This window comes from Stenotrophomonas sp. 2YAF26 (genome assembly GCF_052114625.1).
GTDB classification, from domain to species: domain Bacteria; phylum Pseudomonadota; class Gammaproteobacteria; order Xanthomonadales; family Xanthomonadaceae; genus Stenotrophomonas; species Stenotrophomonas indicatrix.
Map to the genome: position 1 here is coordinate 53,021 of NZ_JBFRFC010000004.1, position 19,972 is coordinate 72,992.

16 protein-coding genes are annotated in these 19,972 nt (G+C 67.2%); 11 read left to right on the top strand and 5 right to left on the bottom strand.

The genetic code is table 11. The features are described 5' to 3' along the window. Nucleotides 1-122: 122 nt before the first annotated feature. Entirely contained in the window at nt 123-3,809 is a 3,687-nt protein-coding gene (locus AB4Y98_RS05770) for an indolepyruvate ferredoxin oxidoreductase family protein (protein ID WP_442243959.1), read from the bottom strand. Between the two features lie 171 nt (nt 3,810-3,980). Here AB4Y98_RS05770 and AB4Y98_RS05775 point away from each other — a divergent pair, with 171 nt between their 5' ends. Then, nucleotides 3,981-4,616 carry a hypothetical protein gene (locus AB4Y98_RS05775; protein WP_033832697.1) on the top strand — a complete coding sequence of 212 codons (636 nt, stop codon included), beginning with the start codon at nt 3,981-3,983 and terminating at the stop codon, nt 4,614-4,616. Between the two features lie 664 nt (nt 4,617-5,280). On the opposite strand, the gene AB4Y98_RS05780 is transcribed toward AB4Y98_RS05775, so the two are convergent. Continuing rightward, the gene (locus tag AB4Y98_RS05780; RefSeq protein ID WP_442243960.1) at nt 5,281-6,765 is read right to left on the bottom strand and encodes an AAA family ATPase; all 1,485 of its coding nucleotides are present in this window, start codon (nt 6,763-6,765) and stop codon (nt 5,281-5,283) included. A gap of 123 nt (nt 6,766-6,888) precedes the next feature. Here AB4Y98_RS05780 and AB4Y98_RS05785 point away from each other — a divergent pair, with 123 nt between their 5' ends. The 9 genes from AB4Y98_RS05785 to AB4Y98_RS05825 all read left to right on the top strand — a co-directional run bounded on the left by AB4Y98_RS05785 (nt 6,889) and on the right by AB4Y98_RS05825 (nt 15,863). Next, nucleotides 6,889-7,518 (top strand): ParA family protein, encoded by a 630-nt coding sequence (locus AB4Y98_RS05785; protein WP_394197353.1) that lies wholly within the window; start codon nt 6,889-6,891, stop codon nt 7,516-7,518. 37 nt (nt 7,519-7,555) lie between these two features. Continuing rightward, nucleotides 7,556-8,032 carry a SixA phosphatase family protein gene (locus AB4Y98_RS05790; protein ID WP_032977995.1) on the top strand — a complete coding sequence of 159 codons (477 nt, stop codon included), beginning with the start codon at nt 7,556-7,558 and terminating at the stop codon, nt 8,030-8,032. Nucleotides 8,033-8,036: 4 nt separating this feature from the next. Further along, complete coding sequence (locus AB4Y98_RS05795; protein WP_363734215.1) at nt 8,037-8,654, top strand: YceI family protein; 618 nt, start codon at nt 8,037-8,039, stop codon at nt 8,652-8,654. After that, nucleotides 8,651-10,708, top strand: a complete 2,058-nt coding sequence (locus AB4Y98_RS05800; RefSeq protein WP_442243961.1) for a phospholipase D family protein — start codon at nt 8,651-8,653, stop codon at nt 10,706-10,708. Before AB4Y98_RS05795 ends, AB4Y98_RS05800 begins: the two co-directional genes overlap by 4 nt. Nucleotides 10,709-10,718: 10 nt before the next feature. Continuing rightward, the gene (locus AB4Y98_RS05805; protein WP_025875986.1) at nt 10,719-11,153 is read left to right on the top strand and encodes a hotdog fold thioesterase; all 435 of its coding nucleotides are present in this window, start codon (nt 10,719-10,721) and stop codon (nt 11,151-11,153) included. A 119-nt stretch (nt 11,154-11,272) separates the two neighbouring features. Then, nucleotides 11,273-12,064, top strand: coding sequence for a lysophospholipid acyltransferase family protein (locus AB4Y98_RS05810; protein WP_312110958.1), 792 nt, complete (start codon nt 11,273-11,275; stop codon nt 12,062-12,064). A 7-nt stretch (nt 12,065-12,071) separates the two neighbouring features. Next, nucleotides 12,072-13,106: a YheT family hydrolase gene (locus tag AB4Y98_RS05815; RefSeq protein WP_442244039.1), complete on the top strand. Its 1,035-nt coding sequence runs from the start codon at nt 12,072-12,074 to the stop codon at nt 13,104-13,106. Nucleotides 13,107-13,162: 56 nt separating this feature from the next. Continuing rightward, nucleotides 13,163-15,241: a tetratricopeptide repeat protein gene (locus AB4Y98_RS05820; protein WP_442243962.1), complete on the top strand. Its 2,079-nt coding sequence runs from the start codon at nt 13,163-13,165 to the stop codon at nt 15,239-15,241. A 10-nt stretch (nt 15,242-15,251) separates the two neighbouring features. Beyond that, nucleotides 15,252-15,863 carry a YbhB/YbcL family Raf kinase inhibitor-like protein gene (locus tag AB4Y98_RS05825; RefSeq protein ID WP_442243963.1) on the top strand — a complete coding sequence of 204 codons (612 nt, stop codon included), beginning with the start codon at nt 15,252-15,254 and terminating at the stop codon, nt 15,861-15,863. 132 nt (nt 15,864-15,995) lie between these two features. Here the strand turns inward: AB4Y98_RS05825 and AB4Y98_RS05830 are convergent, their stop codons facing one another. From AB4Y98_RS05830 to AB4Y98_RS05840, 3 genes are all read right to left on the bottom strand, one after another. Further along, nucleotides 15,996-16,445, bottom strand: coding sequence for an META domain-containing protein (locus tag AB4Y98_RS05830; protein WP_394197347.1), 450 nt, complete (start codon nt 16,443-16,445; stop codon nt 15,996-15,998). A 126-nt stretch (nt 16,446-16,571) separates the two neighbouring features. Next, nucleotides 16,572-17,399 carry an META and DUF4377 domain-containing protein gene (locus tag AB4Y98_RS05835; RefSeq protein WP_025875974.1) on the bottom strand — a complete coding sequence of 276 codons (828 nt, stop codon included), beginning with the start codon at nt 17,397-17,399 and terminating at the stop codon, nt 16,572-16,574. A gap of 73 nt (nt 17,400-17,472) precedes the next feature. After that, on the bottom strand, nt 17,473-18,267 hold the full coding sequence (locus tag AB4Y98_RS05840; protein ID WP_033832703.1) for an undecaprenyl-diphosphate phosphatase: 795 nt from the start codon (nt 18,265-18,267) through the stop codon (nt 17,473-17,475). A 219-nt stretch (nt 18,268-18,486) separates the two neighbouring features. On the opposite strand from AB4Y98_RS05840, the gene glnA reads away from it, so the two are divergent. Further along, complete coding sequence (gene glnA, locus AB4Y98_RS05845) at nt 18,487-19,896, top strand: type I glutamate--ammonia ligase (RefSeq protein ID WP_059063220.1); 1,410 nt, start codon at nt 18,487-18,489, stop codon at nt 19,894-19,896. The last annotated feature ends 76 nt before the right edge of the window (nt 19,897-19,972 follow it).

Genomic DNA, 19,972 nt, shown 5'->3' on the forward strand with positions numbered 1-19,972 from the left:
CCGTTCGATGACATTCCGTCCAATGTAATCGAACGCCGACTATTTGCAAATGTCAGCGTTCGTTGTCATGAGGCGACGTTATGCGTGGAGCGGGCATGCCGGCCAGCGGCCGGCACCAACGATTACGCCACCTGCACGATATGCAGCGCCTTCGGGTTGCGCCACTGCGCCAGCAGCACCGCTTCGCGCGCCTTGGCCTTCTCGAAGTGCGCTTCCTTGACGTGACCGAAGCCGCGGATGTGCTCGGGAATGCTGGCGATCTCCACCGCCAGCGCCAGGCGGTCGTCATCCAGCCCGTCCAGCAACACCTGCAGGGTCGCCTCGTAATCGGTGATCAGCTGGCGCTCCATGCGACGCTCTTCGGTGCGGCCGAACACATCCAGGCGACCACCGCGCAGGAACTTCAGCTTCGCCAGCAGGCCGAACGCCTTGAACATCCACGGGCCGTACTCCTTCTTCTGCAGCCGGCCCTGTTCGTCCTTCTTGGCGAACAGCGGCGGTGCCAGATGGAAGCGCAGCTGGTAATCGCCTTCGAACTGCTGCTGCAGGCGCCGCTGGAAGTCGCCGCTGGTGTACAGGCGCGCCACTTCGTACTCGTCCTTGTACGCCATCAGCTTGAACAGGTAGCGGGCCACGGTTTCGGTCAACGCGGTGGAGCCGCCGATGCGCTCGGCTTCGGTCGCGCGTACACGCTCGACCAGCGTGCGGTAGCGGTTGGCGTAGGCGGCATCCTGGTAGTCGGTCAGGAAGGCCGAGCGGCGCTCGATCATCTCGTCCAGCGAGCGCGACAGGCGCGCGTCGTCCAGCGGCAGGAAGGCGACATCACCACCGTGCGTCGGCAGTCCACGCAGCTCGCGCTCGTCACCGGTGTTGCGCGGTGCGGCGGTGGCGCCCCACTCGTTGCCTTCCCATTCGCCCGGCGGCAGTGCATGCAGCGGCCCGGGCGTGTTCTCGGTGTCGGTGTGGCGGTTGCGCACCAGGCCGGCGGCCTGCTGCACGGCCTGCGGATCGACCGCGGCCAGGCGGCCCCATGCGAAGGCCTGCTGGTTCATCGCCACGGCCGCACCGTTGAGTTCGATGGCGCGCATCAGCGACTCGAACGACAGCGGTACCAGGCCCTGCTGCCAGGCGTAGCCGAGGATGAACAGGTTGGCGGCGATCGCATCGCCGAGCAGCGCGGTGGCCAGCTGGGTTGCGTCCAGCAGCAGCGGCTCCTCGCCACCCAGGGCCACGCGCACGCCGGCGATGATGTCGGCGGCGGGGAACTGCATGTCCGGGCGTGTGGTGAACGTGCCCGGCATCGCCTCGTAGGTATTGAGCACCACCTGCGAACGGCCGGCGCGCACCTTCGACAGTGCCCAGTAGTCGTTGACCACCACCATGTCGCAGCCCAGCACCAGATCGGCTTCACCAGCGGCGATGCGCACCGCATGGATGTCGTCCGGGCGGCGGGCGATGCGGATGTGCGTGGTCACCGCGCCACCCTTCTGCGCCAGCCCGGTCTGGTCGAGCACCGAGGCGCCCTTGCCTTCAAGGTGACCGGCCATGCCCAGCAGGGCGCCGATGGTCACCACGCCGGTGCCGCCAACGCCGGTGATCAGTATGTTCCAGGGCTGCTCCAGCGTGCCGCGCACCACCGGTGCCGGCAGGTTGTCCAGCAGCGTGGAGGCATCGCGCTTGCTGCCCTTGCGCGGTTGCCCACCGTGCACGGTGACGAAGCTCGGGCAGAACCCGTTCACGCAGGAATAGTCCTTGTTGCAATTGGACTGGTCGATGTCGCGCTTGCGACCGAACTCGGTCTCCTTCGGCAGCACCGACACGCAGAAACTCTTCTTGCCGCAGTCGCCGCAGCCTTCGCAGACCAGCGAGTTGATCATCACCCGCTTGGCCGGATCTTCCAGCTTGCCGCGCTTGCGGCGACGGCGCTTCTCGGTGGCGCAGGTCTGTTCGTAGATCAGGATCGAAACACCCTTCACTTCGCGCAGGCGCTTCTGCACCGCGTCCAGCTCGCTGCGGTCGTGGAACTCCACATCGCTGGGGAAATGCTCGCGCTGGCGCGTCCACTTGGCGATGTTGTCCGACAACACCATGATGGTGTGGATGCCCTCGGCACGCATCTGCTTTGCGATGTCCGGCACGCTCAACGGGCCGTCCACCGGCTGCCCGCCGGTCATCGCCACCGCGTCGTTGTAGAGGATCTTGTAGGTGATGTTGACGCCGGCGGCGATCGCCTGGCGGATCGCCAGCGAACCGCTATGGAAATAGGTGCCGTCGCCCAGGTTCTGGAACACGTGCTGGGTGTCGGTGAACGCGGCCTGCCCGGCCCACGTAACGCCTTCGCCACCCATGTGGGTGAAGGTGTCGGTGCTGCGGTCCATCCACGTCACCATGTAATGGCAACCGATGCCGGCCAGCGCACGCGAGCCGTCCGGCACGGTGGTGGAGGTGTTGTGCGGGCAGCCGGAGCAGTAGTGCGGCACGCGCGGGAAGCTGGCGCGTGGCAACGCAAGCTCGGCTTCCTTTTCCTGCATCCACTGCAGCCGCTGCTCGATGGAGTCGTTGTTGAAGAACTTCTGGATACGGCGACCGATCACGCCGGCGATGGTGGCCGGGGTCAGTTCGCCGGTGGACGGCAGGATCCACTCGCCGGCCTCGTCGTACTTGCCGACGATGGACGGACGCTGGCCCCAGCTGGCCGGCCAGTTGAAGAACTGCTCCTTCATCTGGCGCTCGATGAAGGCACGCTTCTCCTCCACCACGATGATGTCTTCCAGGCCCTGCGCAAAGCGCGCGATGCCTTCCGGTTCCAGCGGCCAGGTCATGCCGACCTTGTACACGCGGATGCCGATGTCGGCGCAGGCATGCTCGTCCAGGCCCAGGTATTCCAGTGCCTGCAGCACGTCCAGGTAGCTCTTGCCGGTGGTGACGATGCCCAGCCGCGCACGCGGCGCGTCCATCACCACCTTGTCGATGCCGTTGGCACGCGCGAAGGCCTGCGCGGCTTTCACCGCATAGCGGTGCAGGCGCATCTCCTGGTCCAGCGGCGGATCGGGCCAGCGGATGTTGAGGCCGCCGGCGGGCATGTCGAAGTCCTCCGGCAGCACGATGCGCCGGGCCAGCGGATCAACCTCGACCGAGGCCGACGATTCCACCGTCTCGGCGATCGTCTTGAAGCCGACCCAACGCCCGGTGTAACGGCTCATCGCCCAGCCGAGCAGGCCCATGTCGAGGATGTCCTGCACGCCGGCCGGGTTCAGCACCGGCATCATCGCGCTGACGAATTCGTCCTCGCTGCCATGCGGCAGCGTCGAGCTGCGGCAGGCGTGGTCATCGGCGGCCAGTGCCAGCACACCACCATGGCGCGAGGTGCCGGCGGCATTGGCGTGCTTGAACACGTCGCCGCAGCGGTCCACGCCCGGGCCCTTGCCGTACCACATGCCGAACACGCCCTGCACGTTGGCGCCGGGGAACAGGTTGGTCTGCTGGGTACCCCACACCATGGTGGCACCCAGGTCCTCGTTGAGGCCCGGGGTGAACTTCACCTTGGCCGTTTCCAGGTGCTTGCGCGCGCGCCACAGTTCCAGGTCGAAGCCGCCCAGCGGGCTGCCGCGATAGCCGCTGATGAAGCCAGCGCTGTCGATGCCCGCAGCCTCGTCGCGCAGGCGCTGCATCAGCGGCAGCCGCACCAGCGCCTGCACGCCACTCAGGTAGATCCGCCCTTCGTTGCGGGTGTACTTGTGGTCGAGCGTGTAATCACGGTCGAGCAGGTCGGCGGAAGCGGGCGAGGTGAGTTGCGCGGTACTGGTCATGGCTGGCCTGTCAGGATCGGCTGGCACCGGCCGCGCAGGTGCACGCGGCGGGAAAGGCGCGAATTGTAACAGTGGGGGGCCAGGGCCCCCGGCACTCGCGCCGGGGCCGTGCTGGGGTTAGGATCGGGGAGAGAGAGGGAGGGTTGGTGTTTCAACCTTGGGGGAATTGGGATGTCAGTTGCAGGACAGTTCCTGGCCGGCGTGTTGCTGGTTTCGGGAGCGGCCACTGTGTGGGCCGCGCCGGCATTGCCGGCACCGCAGGAGTTCTATTTCGACAGCGACGCCGCTGCCGCGCCGATCACGGTGGTGCAGGGTGAAGGCGAAGACCTGGTGGCACAGCTGCTGAAGCATCGCGAGCGTGGCCGCAAGGGGCTGGAAGCCACGGCGCAGCTGGCGTCGGTGGCCATCGCGCAGGGGCGCGCGGAACTGGGCGACAAGCTCTATCGCGAGGCACTGGCCGAGGCGCCGGTGCAGAGCGCGCTGGGCCGCAGCGTACGCTGGAACTATGGCTGGGACCTGTTGCGGCAGGGCCAGGCGCTGGCTGCGCTGGAACAGTGGCAGGCCGCTGCCAGCACCCTGCGCAGCAATCCGGGCTGGGTGCCGCCAAGCTATGCGTTGGCGCTGTGGCGGGCCGGCCAGCAGCAGGAGGCGGTGAAGTGGTATGCCGCCGCCGTACGGACCGAGCCGGGGCAATGGCGCGACAGCAGTCATTACGCGCAGCTGTTGCCGCAATGGCGCGATGACGAACGCGCGACCTTGGCCGAAGTACAGCAGGCCTGGGCGGCCGCACCTCCAGCCTGGCCGTGAGGGTGGGGGTTCGGCCGGGTTGCACCCGGCACCCGCAGAGGCAACGGCCGAAGCAACAGCAACAGCCGAAGCAACAACGGGCTTTCTGCGGGATGGCGGGGCACTGTGGGTTTGCGGGGCCGCCGTAAACCCATCCATGGGGGCTTGGTCGCGGCATCCATGCCGCTCACACCCCGCAAACCCACAGTGCCCCGCCTTCGACAGATTCCCGCTGCTGTTGGTAGGTGTCGACCTTGGTCGACACGTAGATCCACGCCATGCGTGGATGAATCTGCATCGGAGTCGAATTATCGATATCTGATCGAAATGCAGCCGAGCGTGGGCTCGGCGCTACAAAAAGCGGCCAGCCAACCGCTTTTGTTTTTGCTCTTCTTTTTTCTTTTCCGTGGCTGATCACCCCCGGAAACTGTCAGAGGTCGGGCGGGGTGGGTTCGCGGGGGTGTCCGCGGCATGGGCCCGAGGCATGCCGCGGGCGGGTTGGGCAGGACGCCCAACCTCGGTCTTGCCGGGTGCGCAGGATTGCGCACACGAGCAAGCCGCGGCCAAGCCTCCAGGGACGGATTCACGGCGTCCCCCGCGAATCCACCCCGCCCGACCAAGCGCGGCTTTTGATTCTTGCGGGCAACCAGCAGCCACGAGGGGCTGCGCCGTTCGCAGGAAACCCTCAGTCGTCCGCGGACACCGTGCGCCCCGACGCCCACTCCCGCAATGCCGCCACCTGCTCGGCCATCAGCACCGACAACGGCCGTGTCGTGCGGATCTCGCCCATCAGCAGTTCGGTATCCAGTGGCCGGCCTTCGGCATGCGCCGAATACAGCCCGGCCACGATCGCCTGCTCGATTTCCGCACCGGAAAACCCGTTGGCCGCTGCGGCCAGTGCCGGCAGCGCGAAGTCGTCGGCATTGAGCTGGCGCCGTCCCAGGTGCAGCCGCAGCAGTTCCACGCGCACATCGGCCGAGGGCAGGTCGACGAAGAAGATCTCGTCGAAGCGGCCCTTGCGCAGCAGCTCGGCCGGCAGCTCGTGCACCTGGTTGGCGGTGGCCACGATGAACACCGGCGCCTTGCGCTCGGCCATCCAGGTCAGCAGGTAGCCGAGCACGCGGCGCGACACGCCGCCATCCTCGGTGCCTGTGGCCAGGCCCTTCTCGATCTCATCCATCCACAGGACGCACGGCGCCAGCTGCTCGGCCGAGGCCAGCGCCTGGCGCAGGTTGGCTTCGGTCTCGCCGTGGTACTTGTTGTACAGCGCGCCCACGTCCAGGCGCAGCAGCGGCACGCCGAAGCCGGCGGCGGTGGCCTTGGCCAGCATCGACTTGCCGCAGCCCTGCACGCCCAGCAGCAGCATGCCGCGCGGCGGGTCCAGCCCGGCCGGTGCCGAGCCGGCGATGAAGGCGACGCGACGCTGGTTGATCCAGCGCTTGAGCCGGTTGGCGCCGGCCACATCGCCGAAGCGCGCGCTGTCATGTTCAAAGAACAGGTGGCCGCTGCGGTTGAGCAGCTCGAACTTCAGCCGCGCCAACTGTGGCAGGTCATCGTCGCGCAGCGCGCCATCGGCATAGATCAGCTGCCGCGCGATGCGCCGCGCATCGACCAGGCTCAGGCCCTGCAGGTTCTTCAGGATCTTCTTGACCGCCTCGCTGTCCACTTCCACCCGGCGCCCGCCGTGTTCGCGTGCATAGGCATCGGCTTCCTCGCGCAGCATCTTCAACAGCGCATTGGCGTCGGGCAGGCGCGGGTTGAAGCGCACCGCCAAGGCTTCCAGTTCGGCCGGCAGTTCCACCTTGGCGCCGATCAGCACCAGCACGTGCGGTTCGCTGTGGCGGCGCTGGATCAGGTCGCGCAGGGCGCGCTGGTGGCTGGCGTAGCCCAGGTAGGGGTGGAAATCGAGCAGCAGGTACACGCCGCGCTGGTCGGCCTGGCGGATCATCTGCAGTGCGGCGCTGGCATCGGGCGGGCCGACCGGCTCGTCCTCGCGCTCCAGGTCGATGCGACGCAGGCCCTCGGTGATCGACCAGCGGTGCAGGGCCCGCCAGACATGCATCAGCGTCTGCCGGAACAGCTCGACGATGCGACCCTCATCCTGGCTCTCGACCACGATCAACGGCGTGTTGGCGCGGATCAGCGCGCTCAGGTCCTGCAGTTCGCTCATGGCGGTTCGATCCTTCGGGGGCGCCACGATAGCAAAGGCCGGGGGCACTGGTTCAGCACGGCTCTACCTTCCGTCACCATCGGCGGTGTACGCTCGGGGCACGTACCCGGAAGCGAGGCTGGCATGAAGACGATCCTGGTGGCCGGTTCCAAAGGCGGGGTGGGCAAGACCACCATCGCCACCCACCTGGCCGCGTACGCGGCATTGCAAGGCAAGGCCACGGTGATCGCCGATGCCGACCCGCAGGGCTCCAGCACCCGCTGGGCACAGCGCCGGGCCGGGCTGGAAAGCGCGGTGCTGCCGATCGACGTGTACCGCAAGAAGCAATGGGCGCAGAAGCTGCCCGACGGTACCGATGCCGTGGTGATCGATGCACCGGCCGGCGCGCTGGCCGACGATATCCTGCATTTCCTCGACGCTGCCGATGCCGTGGTGGTGCCGGTGCTGCCCTCGGCACTGGACATCGAAGCCATCGTCGGCTTCCTCAACAGCCTGGCCCAGGTACCGCGCGTGCACAGCCGCAAGCTGCCGGTCGGGCTGGTGCTGAACCGCACCAAGCCCTGGACCCAGACCTCGCAGCAGGCCCTGCAGATGCTGGCTGACTGGCCCTATCCGGTGGTCGCCCAGCTGCGCGACAGCCAGAGCTATGTGGTCATGACCGGCCTGGGCCGCAGTCTTTTCGATTACCGCTCCGCCCAGGTGCGCGAGCACCAGGCCGACTGGGAACCCCTGTTGTCCTGGCTGAAGCTGTAACAGCCGTAGGTCTCCATCCCTTCATTGGAATCCCGCAATGCGCGAACTGATCCTGCTCCGCCACGCTCACGCCGAACCGGCCACCACCGGCCAGGCCGACCTCGACCGGCCGTTGTCGCCGGTGGGGCTCGCTGAAGCCGAAGCCGCTGGCAAGTGGCTGAAGGAGAACAACCTGCTGCCGGACTGCGTGCTGTGTTCACCGTCGCGGCGGACCCGCGAAACCCTGGAAGCGGTGATGGCAGCCATCGGCTATGTCGAAAAGCGCCTGGAAGACCGCATCTACGAGGCCACCCCCGGCACCCTGGCCGCGCTGGTGGACGAGCGCCGTGACCTGGACCGGGTGCTGATTGTCGGCCACAACCCCGGGCTGGAGCAGCTGGTGGCGCTGATGACCGATGGCACCAGCAGTGATTACCGTGGCATGCCGCCGGGCGGCGTGGCCGTGCTCGGTTTCGCCCGCGAGGCGACGATCGAGCCGGGCGTGGCCAGCCTGAACGCCTTCTGGTGGCCGTGAGCCGATGAGGTTGGCGTTGCCGGGCCGCTGCCTGCTGCCAGTCGTTCTGGCGATCGGCCCGGCCTGGGCTGCCACACCGCCACCGACCGCGCTGCCGGCGGTCGTGGCCGAACCGCCGCGTACGCTGCAGCTGGATGTGGTGCGCTCGCAGATCGGTTTCGAAGTCCGCACCCGCTTCGGCCAGCGCATCGAGGGCGTGTTCCCCCGTTTCGAGGGGCGTATCGAAGTGCTGTCCGATGGCCGCCACCAGGTCCACCTGAAGATGTTCACCCGCACCGTGGAGATTCCCGGCAAGGACCGCTATACCGGCTGGATGCGCGGCCCCGAGTTCTTCGATGCCGGCCGTTACCCGTTCGTGGAGTTCGACTCGCTGCCGTACTGGCCGGAGACGGTTGCCGAGGGCGGCGGTATCGACGGCCGGTTGACCCTGCGCGGGGTCAGCCATCCGGAGACGCTCAAGGTCGAGAAAGCGGAATGTGCCCGACCCGGCTATGATTGCGACGTCGTCAGCCGCGGTACCGTGCAACGAGGTCGGTATGGCATGGACAGCTGGCAGCTTGCCTTGAGTGACCGAGTGACCTTCGTATTGCGTGCACGTCTCAGCGAGGCGTCGAAACCGTGAATCCATTGCTGCGTGTACTGGTGCTGGCAACCGTGTTGCTGGGCAGCGGCTGCGCGTCGCTGTCGCATGCCCAGCGTGATCGCGCCGAAGCGATCGCCGTGCAGGCGCGCTCGACCCAGGTGGATTGCCAGCAGGCCGACCGCTGCGCACTGGACTCACCCCTGCGGGCACTGGCCGGCCGGGCGTTCAGCGAATCGACCCCGGACCAGCCGCGGCACTACGCCACCCTGCTGGACGAGGGCGAAGGTGCGCTGGTCGCGCGCCTGAACCTGCTGCGCAGCGCCACCCGCAGCATCGACCTGCAGACCTACATCTTCGACAAGGACGACAGCGCCCGCCTGGTCATCGACGAGCTGCTGGCGGCGTCGCGGCGCGGGGTGAAGGTGCGGCTGTTGATCGACCAGCTTTCGGCGATCTCCGACCTGCAGATCCTCGGCGCACTGGCCGGTGCCCACGAGAACTTCCAACTGCGGGTCTACAACCCCACCTTCGGCAAGGCCCGGCTGAACTACTTCGACTATGCCGGCAGCGTGCTGTGCTGCTTCCGCCGCTTCAACCAGCGCATGCACAACAAGCTGCTGGTGGTTGACGATGCGATCGGCGTGGTCGGTGGGCGCAACTACCAGGACGACTATTACGACTGGGACCGCGAGTACAACTTCCGCGACCGTGATGTGCTGATCGCCGGCCCCGAAGCACGGGCGATGGCGGCCAACTTCGATGCCTTCTGGCGCGCGCAGCGCAGCGTGCCGGCCGAGCGGCTGAACGATGTCGGCCGTACCCTGCTCAAGCAGGGCGTGCCGGTGCTGCCACCGGCGCAGTTCCGCAGGCCCGAGCGGGTGGAGCGGGTCAGCGAGGAAGCCAACGACGTCGCCTTCGTCACCCGTTCGTTCGTCGATACCGCCCTGCCGGTCGCCTCGGTGCGCTATGTGGCCGATCTGCCGCGCAAGCACCGGCGTGAGCGCGCCGACGCCCCACTGGCCGGGCAGCATGTCACCGAGCCGCAGCTGGACGCACTGATTTCCAGTGCGCAGCACGAAGTGATCCTGCAGACGCCCTACCTGGTGCTGTCCAAGCCGGCACAGAAACTGTTCCGCGAGCTGCGCAAGCGCCCGCAGCCGCCGCGCGTGGTGGTATCCAGCAACAGCTTGGCCGCCACCGACAACCCGATCGTGTATGCGCTGTCCTACAAGTACAAGCGGCGCAACATGCGCGAGCTGGGCTTCAACATCTTCGAATTCAAGCCGTTCCCGCTGGATGCCCCGGTCGATTACCGCAACCTGCTGCCCGACCCGATCGCAGCGCCGGGCAGCGATACCGGCCGCAATCCGCTGCTCGGTGGCAGCGCGGCGGGCAGCAATGCCGGTGGCGGTAGTGGTGGTGATGCGGTGGCCGCTGCGGATGTGGACGACCGGCCGGCGCGGGTGATCCATCCGCGTACCGGCAGTGCGTATGAGAATGCCCGTGCGCGCCGGCGTGCTGCCGGCAGCGAAGTCGAGACCCGCCTGCTGCGTACCGAAACGCGCCCCTCGTTCCTGGGCAGCAAGGCGGTCAACAAGCCGCTGCCGGTCACCCGCAAGGGCGCGCGCATGGGCCTGCATGCCAAGTCGCTGGTGGTCGACCGCCGCATCGGCGTGGTCGGCACCCACAACTTCGATCCGCGCAGCGAGAACTACAACACCGAAGGCGCGGTGATCATCGACGATCCGGCCTTCGCCGAGCAGCTGGCCCAGAGCATCCTGCGCGATACCCACCCGCAGAACTCCTGGACGGTGGCGCCGCGTGCCAAGCCGCCGGTCCTGTCCGGCCTGAACTACAGCGTCGGCAAGGCCTCCGAGGCGCTGCCGATCCTCGACTTCTGGCCGTGGCGCTACGCCACCGACTACGAGTTCAAGCCCGGCCCGGACTGCCCGCAGCCACTGCCGCGGCAGAGCGCCGATTTCCACCGCTGCTATGTCGCGGTGGGCGACTTCCCCGAGGTCAACGTCGGGCCGAAGTGGCTGCTGGTGCGCATGCTGACCGCATTCGGCGCCGGCCTCGTTCCCATCCTCTGAAGGTAGCCGCATGACCCAGGTATTCCGCGAAGCCGTTTCCATCGAGCAGCTCAACGCACTCAGCCGCAATACCGCCATCGATACCCTCGGCATCGTCTTCAGCGCCGCTGGCGAGGACTGGCTGCAGGCGACCATGCCGGTGGATGAGCGCACCCGCCAGCCGTACGGCATCCTGCACGGTGGCGCCTCGGTGGTGCTGGCCGAAACCCTCGGCAGCAGCGCCGGCAATCTCTGCGTGGATACCGCCAAGCAGGTCTGCGTGGGCCTGGAGATCAACGCCAACCACGTCCGCGCCGTGCGTTCGGGTACGGTCACCGGCACCGCGCGCGCGGTGCACGTGGGCCGCAGCACCCAGCTGTGGGAAATCCGCATCGAGGACGAGCAGGGCCGGCTGGTCTGCATCTCGCGGCTGACCCTGGCCGTGGTGGCGGCCGGGCACGGTTGAGCTGTCGCGGCATCGGCGACGGCGGCGGAACCCAGCGTTCCCCGCCGATGGCCGCCGTCAATGAGACTTATGGCCGAATTCGGCTGGCAGCGATGGCAGCCCTCCGGTATCGTGCGTGGATGACTTCCCCCACTCCGGCCCCCCGCGGCGGCGTGGCGCGTGTGTGCCGTTACCTGTACCGCGTACCGCTGCTGTTGGTCCACATCACCGTGTTCCTGCCGCTGATCCTGATCGGCATGCTTCCGCCATGGGGCGAGCTGCGCGTGGGCGACGATACCTTCGGCGCCAAGGTGGTGAACTGGTGGCAGGGCGGCCTGATGTGGATCTTCGGCTTCCGCCTGTCGCGCGTCGGCCAGCCGCTGCCGGGCGCAGTGCTGTTCGTCGCCAACCATGTCAGCTGGGTCGATATCTCCATCCTGCACAGCCAGCGCATGATGGGCTTTGTCGCCAAGCGCGAGATCGCCAGCTGGCCGGTGGTCGGTTGGCTTGCCGGGCGCGGCCAGACCATTTTCCACCAGCGTGGCAACACTGAATCGCTGGGTGGGGTGATGCAGGTGATGGCCGACCGCTTGCGCGCCGGCAAGGCCGTTGGCGTGTTCCCGGAAGGGCGTACCCGCGGTGGCCACGACGTTGGCCCGTTCCATGCGCGCATCTTCCAGGCGGCGGTCGAAACCAGCGTGCCAGTACAGCCGGTGGCGCTGGTCTATGGAGTGCGCGGGAATGCACAGACCATCGTGGCCTTCGGCCCGGGCGAGAGTTTCTTCGCCAATTTCCTGCGCCTGCTCGGTGAGCCGGCGCGGCCTACCGAAGTGCATTTCCTGGAGCCGATCGGCACCCAGGACCTGGAAGGCCGTCGGCGCATCGCGGAAACTTCGCGCGCGCGCATCGTGGCGGCCATGAGCGGGGATTGAGGCCATGGTGGCCGTGTTTCCGCCACCGACCCTCGACGCTGATGCGCCGATGCTCACCGCGTCCGACTATCAGCCGCCGCGCTGGCTGCGCAATCCGCATCTGCAGTCGATGCTCAGCTCCAGCCGCATGCGCCTGCAACGTGGCCTGCTGCTGCTGGCCGCCACCGGCGCTGTCAGCGAGGAGTTGATCCTCGATGGTGGTGAGGGTGTGCGCCTGCAGGGCTGGCACAGCCATGTAGAAGGGCGCGAACCGCGCGGCATCGCCCTGCTGCTGCACGGCTGGGAAGGCAGCGCCGAATCCAGCTACATGCGCATGGCTGCTGCCCGCATGCTGGAGCAGGGGTTAGACGTAGTGCGGCTGAACTTCCGCGACCACGGCAATACCCATCATCTCAATCCCGGCATCTTCCACTCCAACCTCATCGACGAAGTGGTGCACGCCGCAGGCGATGTCGCCCAGCGCTGGCCCGATCTGCCGCTGGTTGCAGCCGGCTACTCGCTGGGTGGCAACTTCGTGCTGCGGCTGGCCCTGCGCGCACCGGCCGCCGGTGTACCGCTGCAGCACGTGGCCGCGGTCTGCCCGGTGCTCGACCCCGGGCTGACCATGGAGAACATCGAGAACGGTCCGGCGATGTACGACTGGTACTTCCGCCGCAAGTGGGCCGGCTCGCTGCGGCGCAAGCGCGATCTGTTCCCCGAACTGAGCGACTGCGACGACCGTGTGCTGAACATGGACATCCGTTCGCTGACCGCCTGGCTGGTCGAGCGGCACACCACGTTCGGTTCGTTGCAGGCCTATTTCGATGGCTACTCCATCGCCGGCGACCGCCTGTCCACGCTGCAGGTACCTGCTGACATCCTGATGGCGCAGGACGATCCGGTGATCCCCTACGCGACCTTCCGCGATTGGCAGCTGCCGCAGCAGGCGCGGTTGGAAACCGCCTGCTGGGGCGGCCACTGTGGCTTCCTGGAAAACTGGCGCGGCGATGGGTTCTCCGAGCGTTGGGTCGCACAGCGCCTGCGGCGGGTCCTGCCGGGCTGAACCGGCACCGGCGCGCGGCCCGCTACAATGCGGGTTTGACCTTGAACCGGACGGCCATGCAAGACCAGATCCTCCAAGCGTTGCGTCAGAACGATGCCGGCCAGGCCGTGCAGCTGGCCCAGGCGTGGACCCGTGACGAACCCGGCAAGGCCGAGGCCCACCGCTGGCTGGCGCTTGCGCTGCAGCAGCAGGGCCAGGCCGAGGCCGCGATGGAGGCGTTGCAGCAGGCGCTGCAGCTGGCCCCCGATGATGCGCAGCTGCACCTGCAGCACGCCGGCCTGCTGCTGGCACTGCGCCAGTTCGACGGGGCCGATGAAGCCCTGCTGCGCACCACCGGGCTGGACCCCAACGCCTTCCCGGCTTACCTGATGCAGGCGCACCTGGCGGTGGGCCGCAATGATTTCGACGAGGCCCAGCGGCTGTCGACCCTGGCCTCGCGGCTGGAGCCGGACCATCCGGAACTGCTGACCATCGATGGCATGGTCGCGCTGCGCCGCGGCGACGCCGACCGTGCGCTGGCCCTGTTGTCGGCGGCCAGCCAGGCGCTGCCGGACGATACCCGCGTGCTGTACGCGCTGGGCTTTGCCTATCTGGGCAAGGACATGCTGGCGTTTGCCGAGCAGGCGTTCCGTCGCGTGCTGGCGTTGAACCCGAAGATGTCCTCGCTGCACGGCATGGTGGTGCAGCTGGCCTTGCGCCAGGGCAACGTGGAGGCCGCCGCCGAGGCAATGCAGCAGGCGCTGCAGCAGCCGGAGCTGGACGTGCCGCCGATGCGCCGCCTGGCCGGCGAACTGGCACTGCGCAGTGGCCAGCCGCTGCAGGCGCTGGAGCACCTGCTGCCGCTGCTGGAGTCGTTGCAGGGTGACCGCCAGGTGCTGCAGCTGCTGCTGATGTCCTGGCAGCGCCTGGGCCGCGAAGATGAAGCGCGCGCACGCCTGGATGACGCTCTGGAAAGCAATGACCAGCTGCATGACCTGTGGCTGGCACGACTGGCCGTGGAAGACGTCGGCAGTGCCGGCGCCGTAGCCGTCGTGGAGCGCTGGATGGCAGCGATGCCCGGCCACCTGCCGGCGCTGGAAGCGCGCATGCGTCTGCATGACATGGCCGGCGAGCATGAGCAGGGCGAAGCCATCGCCGAGCGCATCACCACCCTGGAACCGGGCCGCGTCAGCGGTGAAAGCCGTCGCGTCGAGGGGCTGCTGCAGCGTGACCCGGCCGCCGCCGTGGAGCGCGTGCAGGCCCTGATCGCACAGGCACCGGAGGGACACCGCGCTGATCTGCGGACCTGGCTGGGCGAGATCCAGGATCGCGCCGGGCAGCCGGAAGAAGCGCTGCGTACGTGGATGGCGCTGCAGACCGACCAGGCTTCGCAGCGGCTGCCGTTGCCGCCGCAGGCCAAGGCACCGCCGAGCTGGCCGGAGATGGCCAGCATCGACGAAGCGACGCGCGACAGCGGCTCGGCGCCGATCTTCCTGTGGGGCGCCCCGGGTTCGGGCGTGGAGCGGGTGGCAACCGGCCTGGCCGCTGCCAGCCCGGTGCTGCGCAGTGATCGTTACACCGCCACGCCACCGGACGATGCCTTCCAGAACTACAACACGCTGCAGGACCTGGCGTCGGGCGTGCTGAGCCCGGAACGTCTGGTCGAGCGTTGGCGCGAGCACCTGCCCGCCCGCGGCCTGGAAAGTGACACCGTGATCGACTGGCTGCTGTGGTGGGACAACGCGCTGTTGTGGGCATTGCGCCCGCAGCTGCCGCAGGGCCGCCTGCTGCTGGTGCTGCGCGACCCGCGCGACATGCTGCTGGACTGGATCGCCTACGGCGCCGCCGCACCGCTGGCGATGACCTCGATGGCCGAAGCCAGCCAGTGGCTGGTGCGTTCGCTGACGCAGATCGCCGCGCTGCACGAGGAAGACCTGTATCCGCACGTGCTGCTGCGCATCGACGACATCGGCAACGATGCACATGCGATGGCCGACCTGCTGGGCCGCGTGTTCGGGCGTCCGATGCCGCCGGCTGCACAGCTGGGTGCACCTCGCCTGCCTGCCGGTCACTGGCGCAGGTATCGCGACGTGATGGGCGCCGCGTTCGCCCAGCTCACCCCGGTCGCGGTGCGCTTGGGTTACCCGGAAGAGTGAGGAGCATCTGATGCAACTGAGCAGTCACAGCCTGGCCAACGGTGCGTCGATCGACCGTGAGTTCGCCGCCGGCGATGCCGCCGGCTTCGCCCCCGACCGCAACCCGCACCTGGCCTGGAGCGGCGTGCCCGATGGCACCCGCTCGTTCCTGCTGGTGTGCGTGGACCCGGACGTGCCAACGGTACCGGAGACGGTCGGCCGCGATGACATGAGCGTGCCGCGCGATCAGCCGCGCGGCGATTTCGTGCACTGGGTGATGGCCGACATCCCGGCCTCGGTGCAGGAGATCGCCGCTGGCAGCTGCAGCGATGGCTTCGTGGTGAAGGGCAAGACCGCGCCGGCCGGCCCGACCGGCAGCCGCCAGGGCCTGAACGATTTCACCGGCTGGTTCGCCGGCAATCCGGACATGGCCGGTGATTACCTCGGCTACGACGGCCCGTACCCGCCGTTCAACGACGAGCGCGTGCACCGCTACTTCTTCCGTGTGTTCGCGCTGGATGTGACCACGCTGTCGTTGCCGGAACGCTTCACCGCCGCCGATGCGTACCTTGCAATGCACGGCCACGTACTGGCCGAAGCGGCGCTGCACGGCACCTATACATTGAATCCTGCGCTGGGTTGAGCGCGTCTGCAGGGCCGGGCCAAACCCGACTTTGCCTTCTGTAGCCATGCTCGCCTGCTTTTCGCCCAGTCGAGCATGGCTGGACTCTACAAAGGCCCGATCGAGCTGGCTCGACCCTGCCGGCTGCCCTTCTCATCTGTTTTTCAGTGGCAACGGCGCGAACACCAGCGTGTCGCCACGTGCGGTATACAGGGTCAACGGCCCCGCGCTACCCATGACCAGTGTGGAGGTCCCCAGAATCCTGCGCTTGGCTTCGGTTTCCTGTTCGCCTTTGGCACCGAAGCATCCCTTCAGGTTCTGTTCCATGCTGCCCAACGTGAGCTGGCTGTCTTTCAACGCGTATGGGCCGCTCATGCCGTTGCACAGGTTCAGCATGTTGGCACTGGTGCCGCGGAACAACAGACCGACGGGCGGATCACTGGCGATGAATAGTGCATCCAGGCGCTTGCCGTTGCCGTCGACTGCGTGGGTGAGATGCCACTCATGTGCCTGCAGGCGTTGCAGATCGCTGGCATCACTGGCTGCCGCGAGGCCGGCAGGCGTTGTGGCCAGCAGGAGCGCGAAAATGCGGGAGAGAATCATGCCTGTCTCCTTGGCGGTTGGGTATGTAGAGTCGAGCTATGCTGGACTGCCTTCTGCCCAGCCGAGCATGACTCGACTTCAAGGTGTCCCATGGAAGAAGGGCGACCTCGCGGCCGCCCTTCTGCATTACTTCTTCTCGATGGCCGACTCGACCACCATGTCCAGCACGTACGCCTGCGACGGCGCATCGGCCGGCGGGTTCTTCACTTCGTAGCGCTTCACACGCACCACGTTGCGCACGCCGTCTTCGTGGGTGTAACCCTCGATGTTGCCGTAGAAGTTCTCGAACTTGCCCGGCTCGCCCTGCTTCAGGCCCTTGTCGTCGAACTTCACTTCGCGCACCTGCAGGCACTGGTAATCCGGGATCAGCGGGTGCGAGCACTTCTCGGTCTTCGCAGCCACTTCCAGGAACACGGTTTCGCCGGCGCCGCCGTAGCGGGTTTCAGCGGTCGGTTCCGGGTTGAACACCAGCACGTCGCCCTTGGCGGTGGTCAAGGTCAGCACGCCGTTGGCGTCCTGTTCGGCCTTCAGTTCGCCCTGCAGACGGCTGGAGACGGCTTCGTCCAGCGCCATCAGCGCCTTGTCGGTGCAGGCCATCATGGTCGAGGCCATCGCGCTCACGCTCAGCTTGCCATCGGCCAGGGTGTAACCGCCGCCCATGCGGTTGCAGGTGTTGCTGACCGACAGGCGGCCATCAACGAAGTCCAGGGTGACCGGCTTGTCTTCGCGGGCGAACAGCGCATCGATGCGCTTGCCATCGGCCGCGGTGGCCTGCTGCAGCAGCCAGTGCTGGCTCTGCAGGCGCTGCGCATCCAGGTGTGCCAGCGCCTTCTGGTCGCCGGCCTTGGCCGCGGCCGGGGCCAGATCGTCACCGCCGGTTCCGGCCGGGGCAGGGGTCTGGCTGCAGGCGGCCAGCAGGGCCAGCGGGAGGAGCAGGGTGAGCTTGCGGTTCATGGTGATTCTCCTTGGGGAACCGAGGGGGAAACGGACCGGGGCCGGCAACGGGGTTCCCGTGCCCCGGCGCTGTTCAGCTGCCGGATGGCAACCACAGCAGCAATGCAGCGCCCAGGGCGATGCGGTAAATCGCGAAGGCCGTGAAGCGATGCGACTTGATGTAGCCCATCAGCCACTTCACTACGACGAAGCCGGTGATGGCTGCGGCAAGGAAGGCCACGCCAACGTCGGTCCAGTTCTCGCTGCCCAGGTTCCCTTCCTTGGCCAGTTCCAGGAAGGTGTAGGCGCTGGCGGCGAACATGGTGGGAATGCCGACCAGGAACACGAACTCGGCAGCGGCCGCGCGGCGGCTCAGGCCCAGCAGCATGGCCAGGAAGATCGCCGAGGCCGAGCGCGAGGTACCGGGGAACACGCCGGCCAGCACCTGCGCCAGGCCAACACCGATGGCCACCGTCCAGGTCACCTGGTCGCGATCGGGCAGGCGCGCGGTATAGGCCTCCACCAGCAGCATCCAGATGCCGCCGATGATCAGCGCCCAGGCCACCGGGCTGACGGTTTCCGGCAGCGACCAGCCGGCCTTGCGCACCACCAGGCCGACCACGGCGGTTACCAGGAAGGCCGCGCCGAGCTTGAACACGTACTCGCGGTTCTCGCGCTGGCCGAAGCCGGTGGCCAGCTGCAGCAGGCGCTGGCGGAACACCAGCACCACGGCCAGGATCGCACCGGCCTGGATGATGATGTTGAAGAAGTCCGATCGCGCGCCCAGCCAGTGCTGGGCGATCAGCAGGTGGCCGGTGCTGGAGATCGGCAGGAATTCGGTCAAGCCTTCGAGGATGCCCAGCAGCAGGGCGGAGAGCAGGTCGGACATGGACGGTGCGGGCGCGGGCGGCGGAAGAAGCCCGAGAGAATAGACGATCCATGCCGCACCAAACGGGTGCGTGCGGTAATCCGCGCACCCGTTTGGTGCATGTGCTTCTGCACCGCCCTGGGGCAGGCGCTTTGAAATCAACAACTTGTGAAGGCCGAAAAGTTGGCACGGTCGTTGCTGTACCTCAGCAGGCATTCATTCCCATCCGAGGTCGTACCGATGTCCGTGGAAAACGTTGAGAAGCTGATCAAGGACAACCAGATCGAGTTCGTCGATCTGCGTTTCGTCGACATGCGTGGCGTCGAGCAGCACGTCACCTTCCCGGTCAGCATCATCGAGCCGTCGCTGTTCGAAGAAGGCAAGATGTTCGATGGCAGCTCGATCGCCGGCTGGAAGGGCATCAACGAATCGGACATGGTGCTGCTGCCCGATACCGCCAGCGCCTACGTCGACCCGTTCTATGCCGATCCGACCATCGTGATCAGCTGCGACATCCTCGACCCGGCCACCATGCAGCCGTACGGCCGCTGCCCGCGCGGCATCGCCAAGCGCGCCGAGGCCTACCTGAAGTCTTCGGGCATCGCCGAAACCGCGTTCTTCGGTCCGGAGCCGGAATTCTTCATCTTCGATTCGGTCCGTTTCGCCAATGAAATGGGCAACACCTTCTTCAAGGTCGATTCGGAAGAAGCCGCCTGGAACAGCGGCGCCAAGTACGACGGCGCCAACAGCGGCTACCGTCCGGGCGTGAAGGGCGGTTACTTCCCCGTTCCGCCGACCGACACCCTGCACGACCTGCGTGCGGAGATGTGCAAGACCCTGGAACAGGTCGGCATCGAAGTGGAAGTGCAGCACCACGAAGTGGCCACCGCCGGCCAGTGCGAGATCGGCACCAAGTTCAGCACCCTGGTGCAGAAGGCCGACGAACTGCTGCGGATGAAGTACGTCATCAAGAACGTTGCCCACCGCAACGGCAAGACCGTCACCTTCATGCCCAAGCCGATCGTCGGCGACAACGGCAGCGGCATGCACGTGCACCAGTCGCTGTCCAAGGGCGGCACCAACCTGTTCTCCGGCGACGGCTACGGCGGCCTGAGCCAGCTGGCGCTGTGGTACATCGGCGGCATCTTCAAGCACGCCAAGGCGATCAACGCCTTCGCCAACTCGGGCACCAACAGCTACAAGCGCCTGGTGCCGGGCTACGAAGCCCCGGTGATGCTGGCCTACTCGGCGCGCAACCGTTCGGCCTCGTGCCGCATTCCGTGGGTGTCCAACCCGAAGGCGCGCCGCATTGAAATGCGCTTCCCCGATCCGATCCAGTCGGGCTACCTGACCTTCACCGCGCTGATGATGGCCGGCCTGGACGGCATCAAGAACCAGATCGACCCGGGCGCACCGAGCGACAAGGATCTGTACGACCTGCCGCCGGAAGAAGAGAAGCTGATCCCGCAGGTCTGCTCCTCGCTGGACCAGGCGCTGGAAGCGCTGGACAAGGACCGCGAGTTCCTCAAGGCCGGTGGCGTGATGAGCGATGACTTCATCGATGGCTACATCGCGCTGAAGATGCAGGAAGTGACCAAGTTCCGCGCGGCGACCCACCCGCTGGAATACCAGCTGTACTACGCCAGCTGACCGGCTGCGATGGCGGTGGGTAACCCCTCCCACCCGCCGCCATCGCATCCGTCTTTGCGGCTGGGGAGCCGCAGGG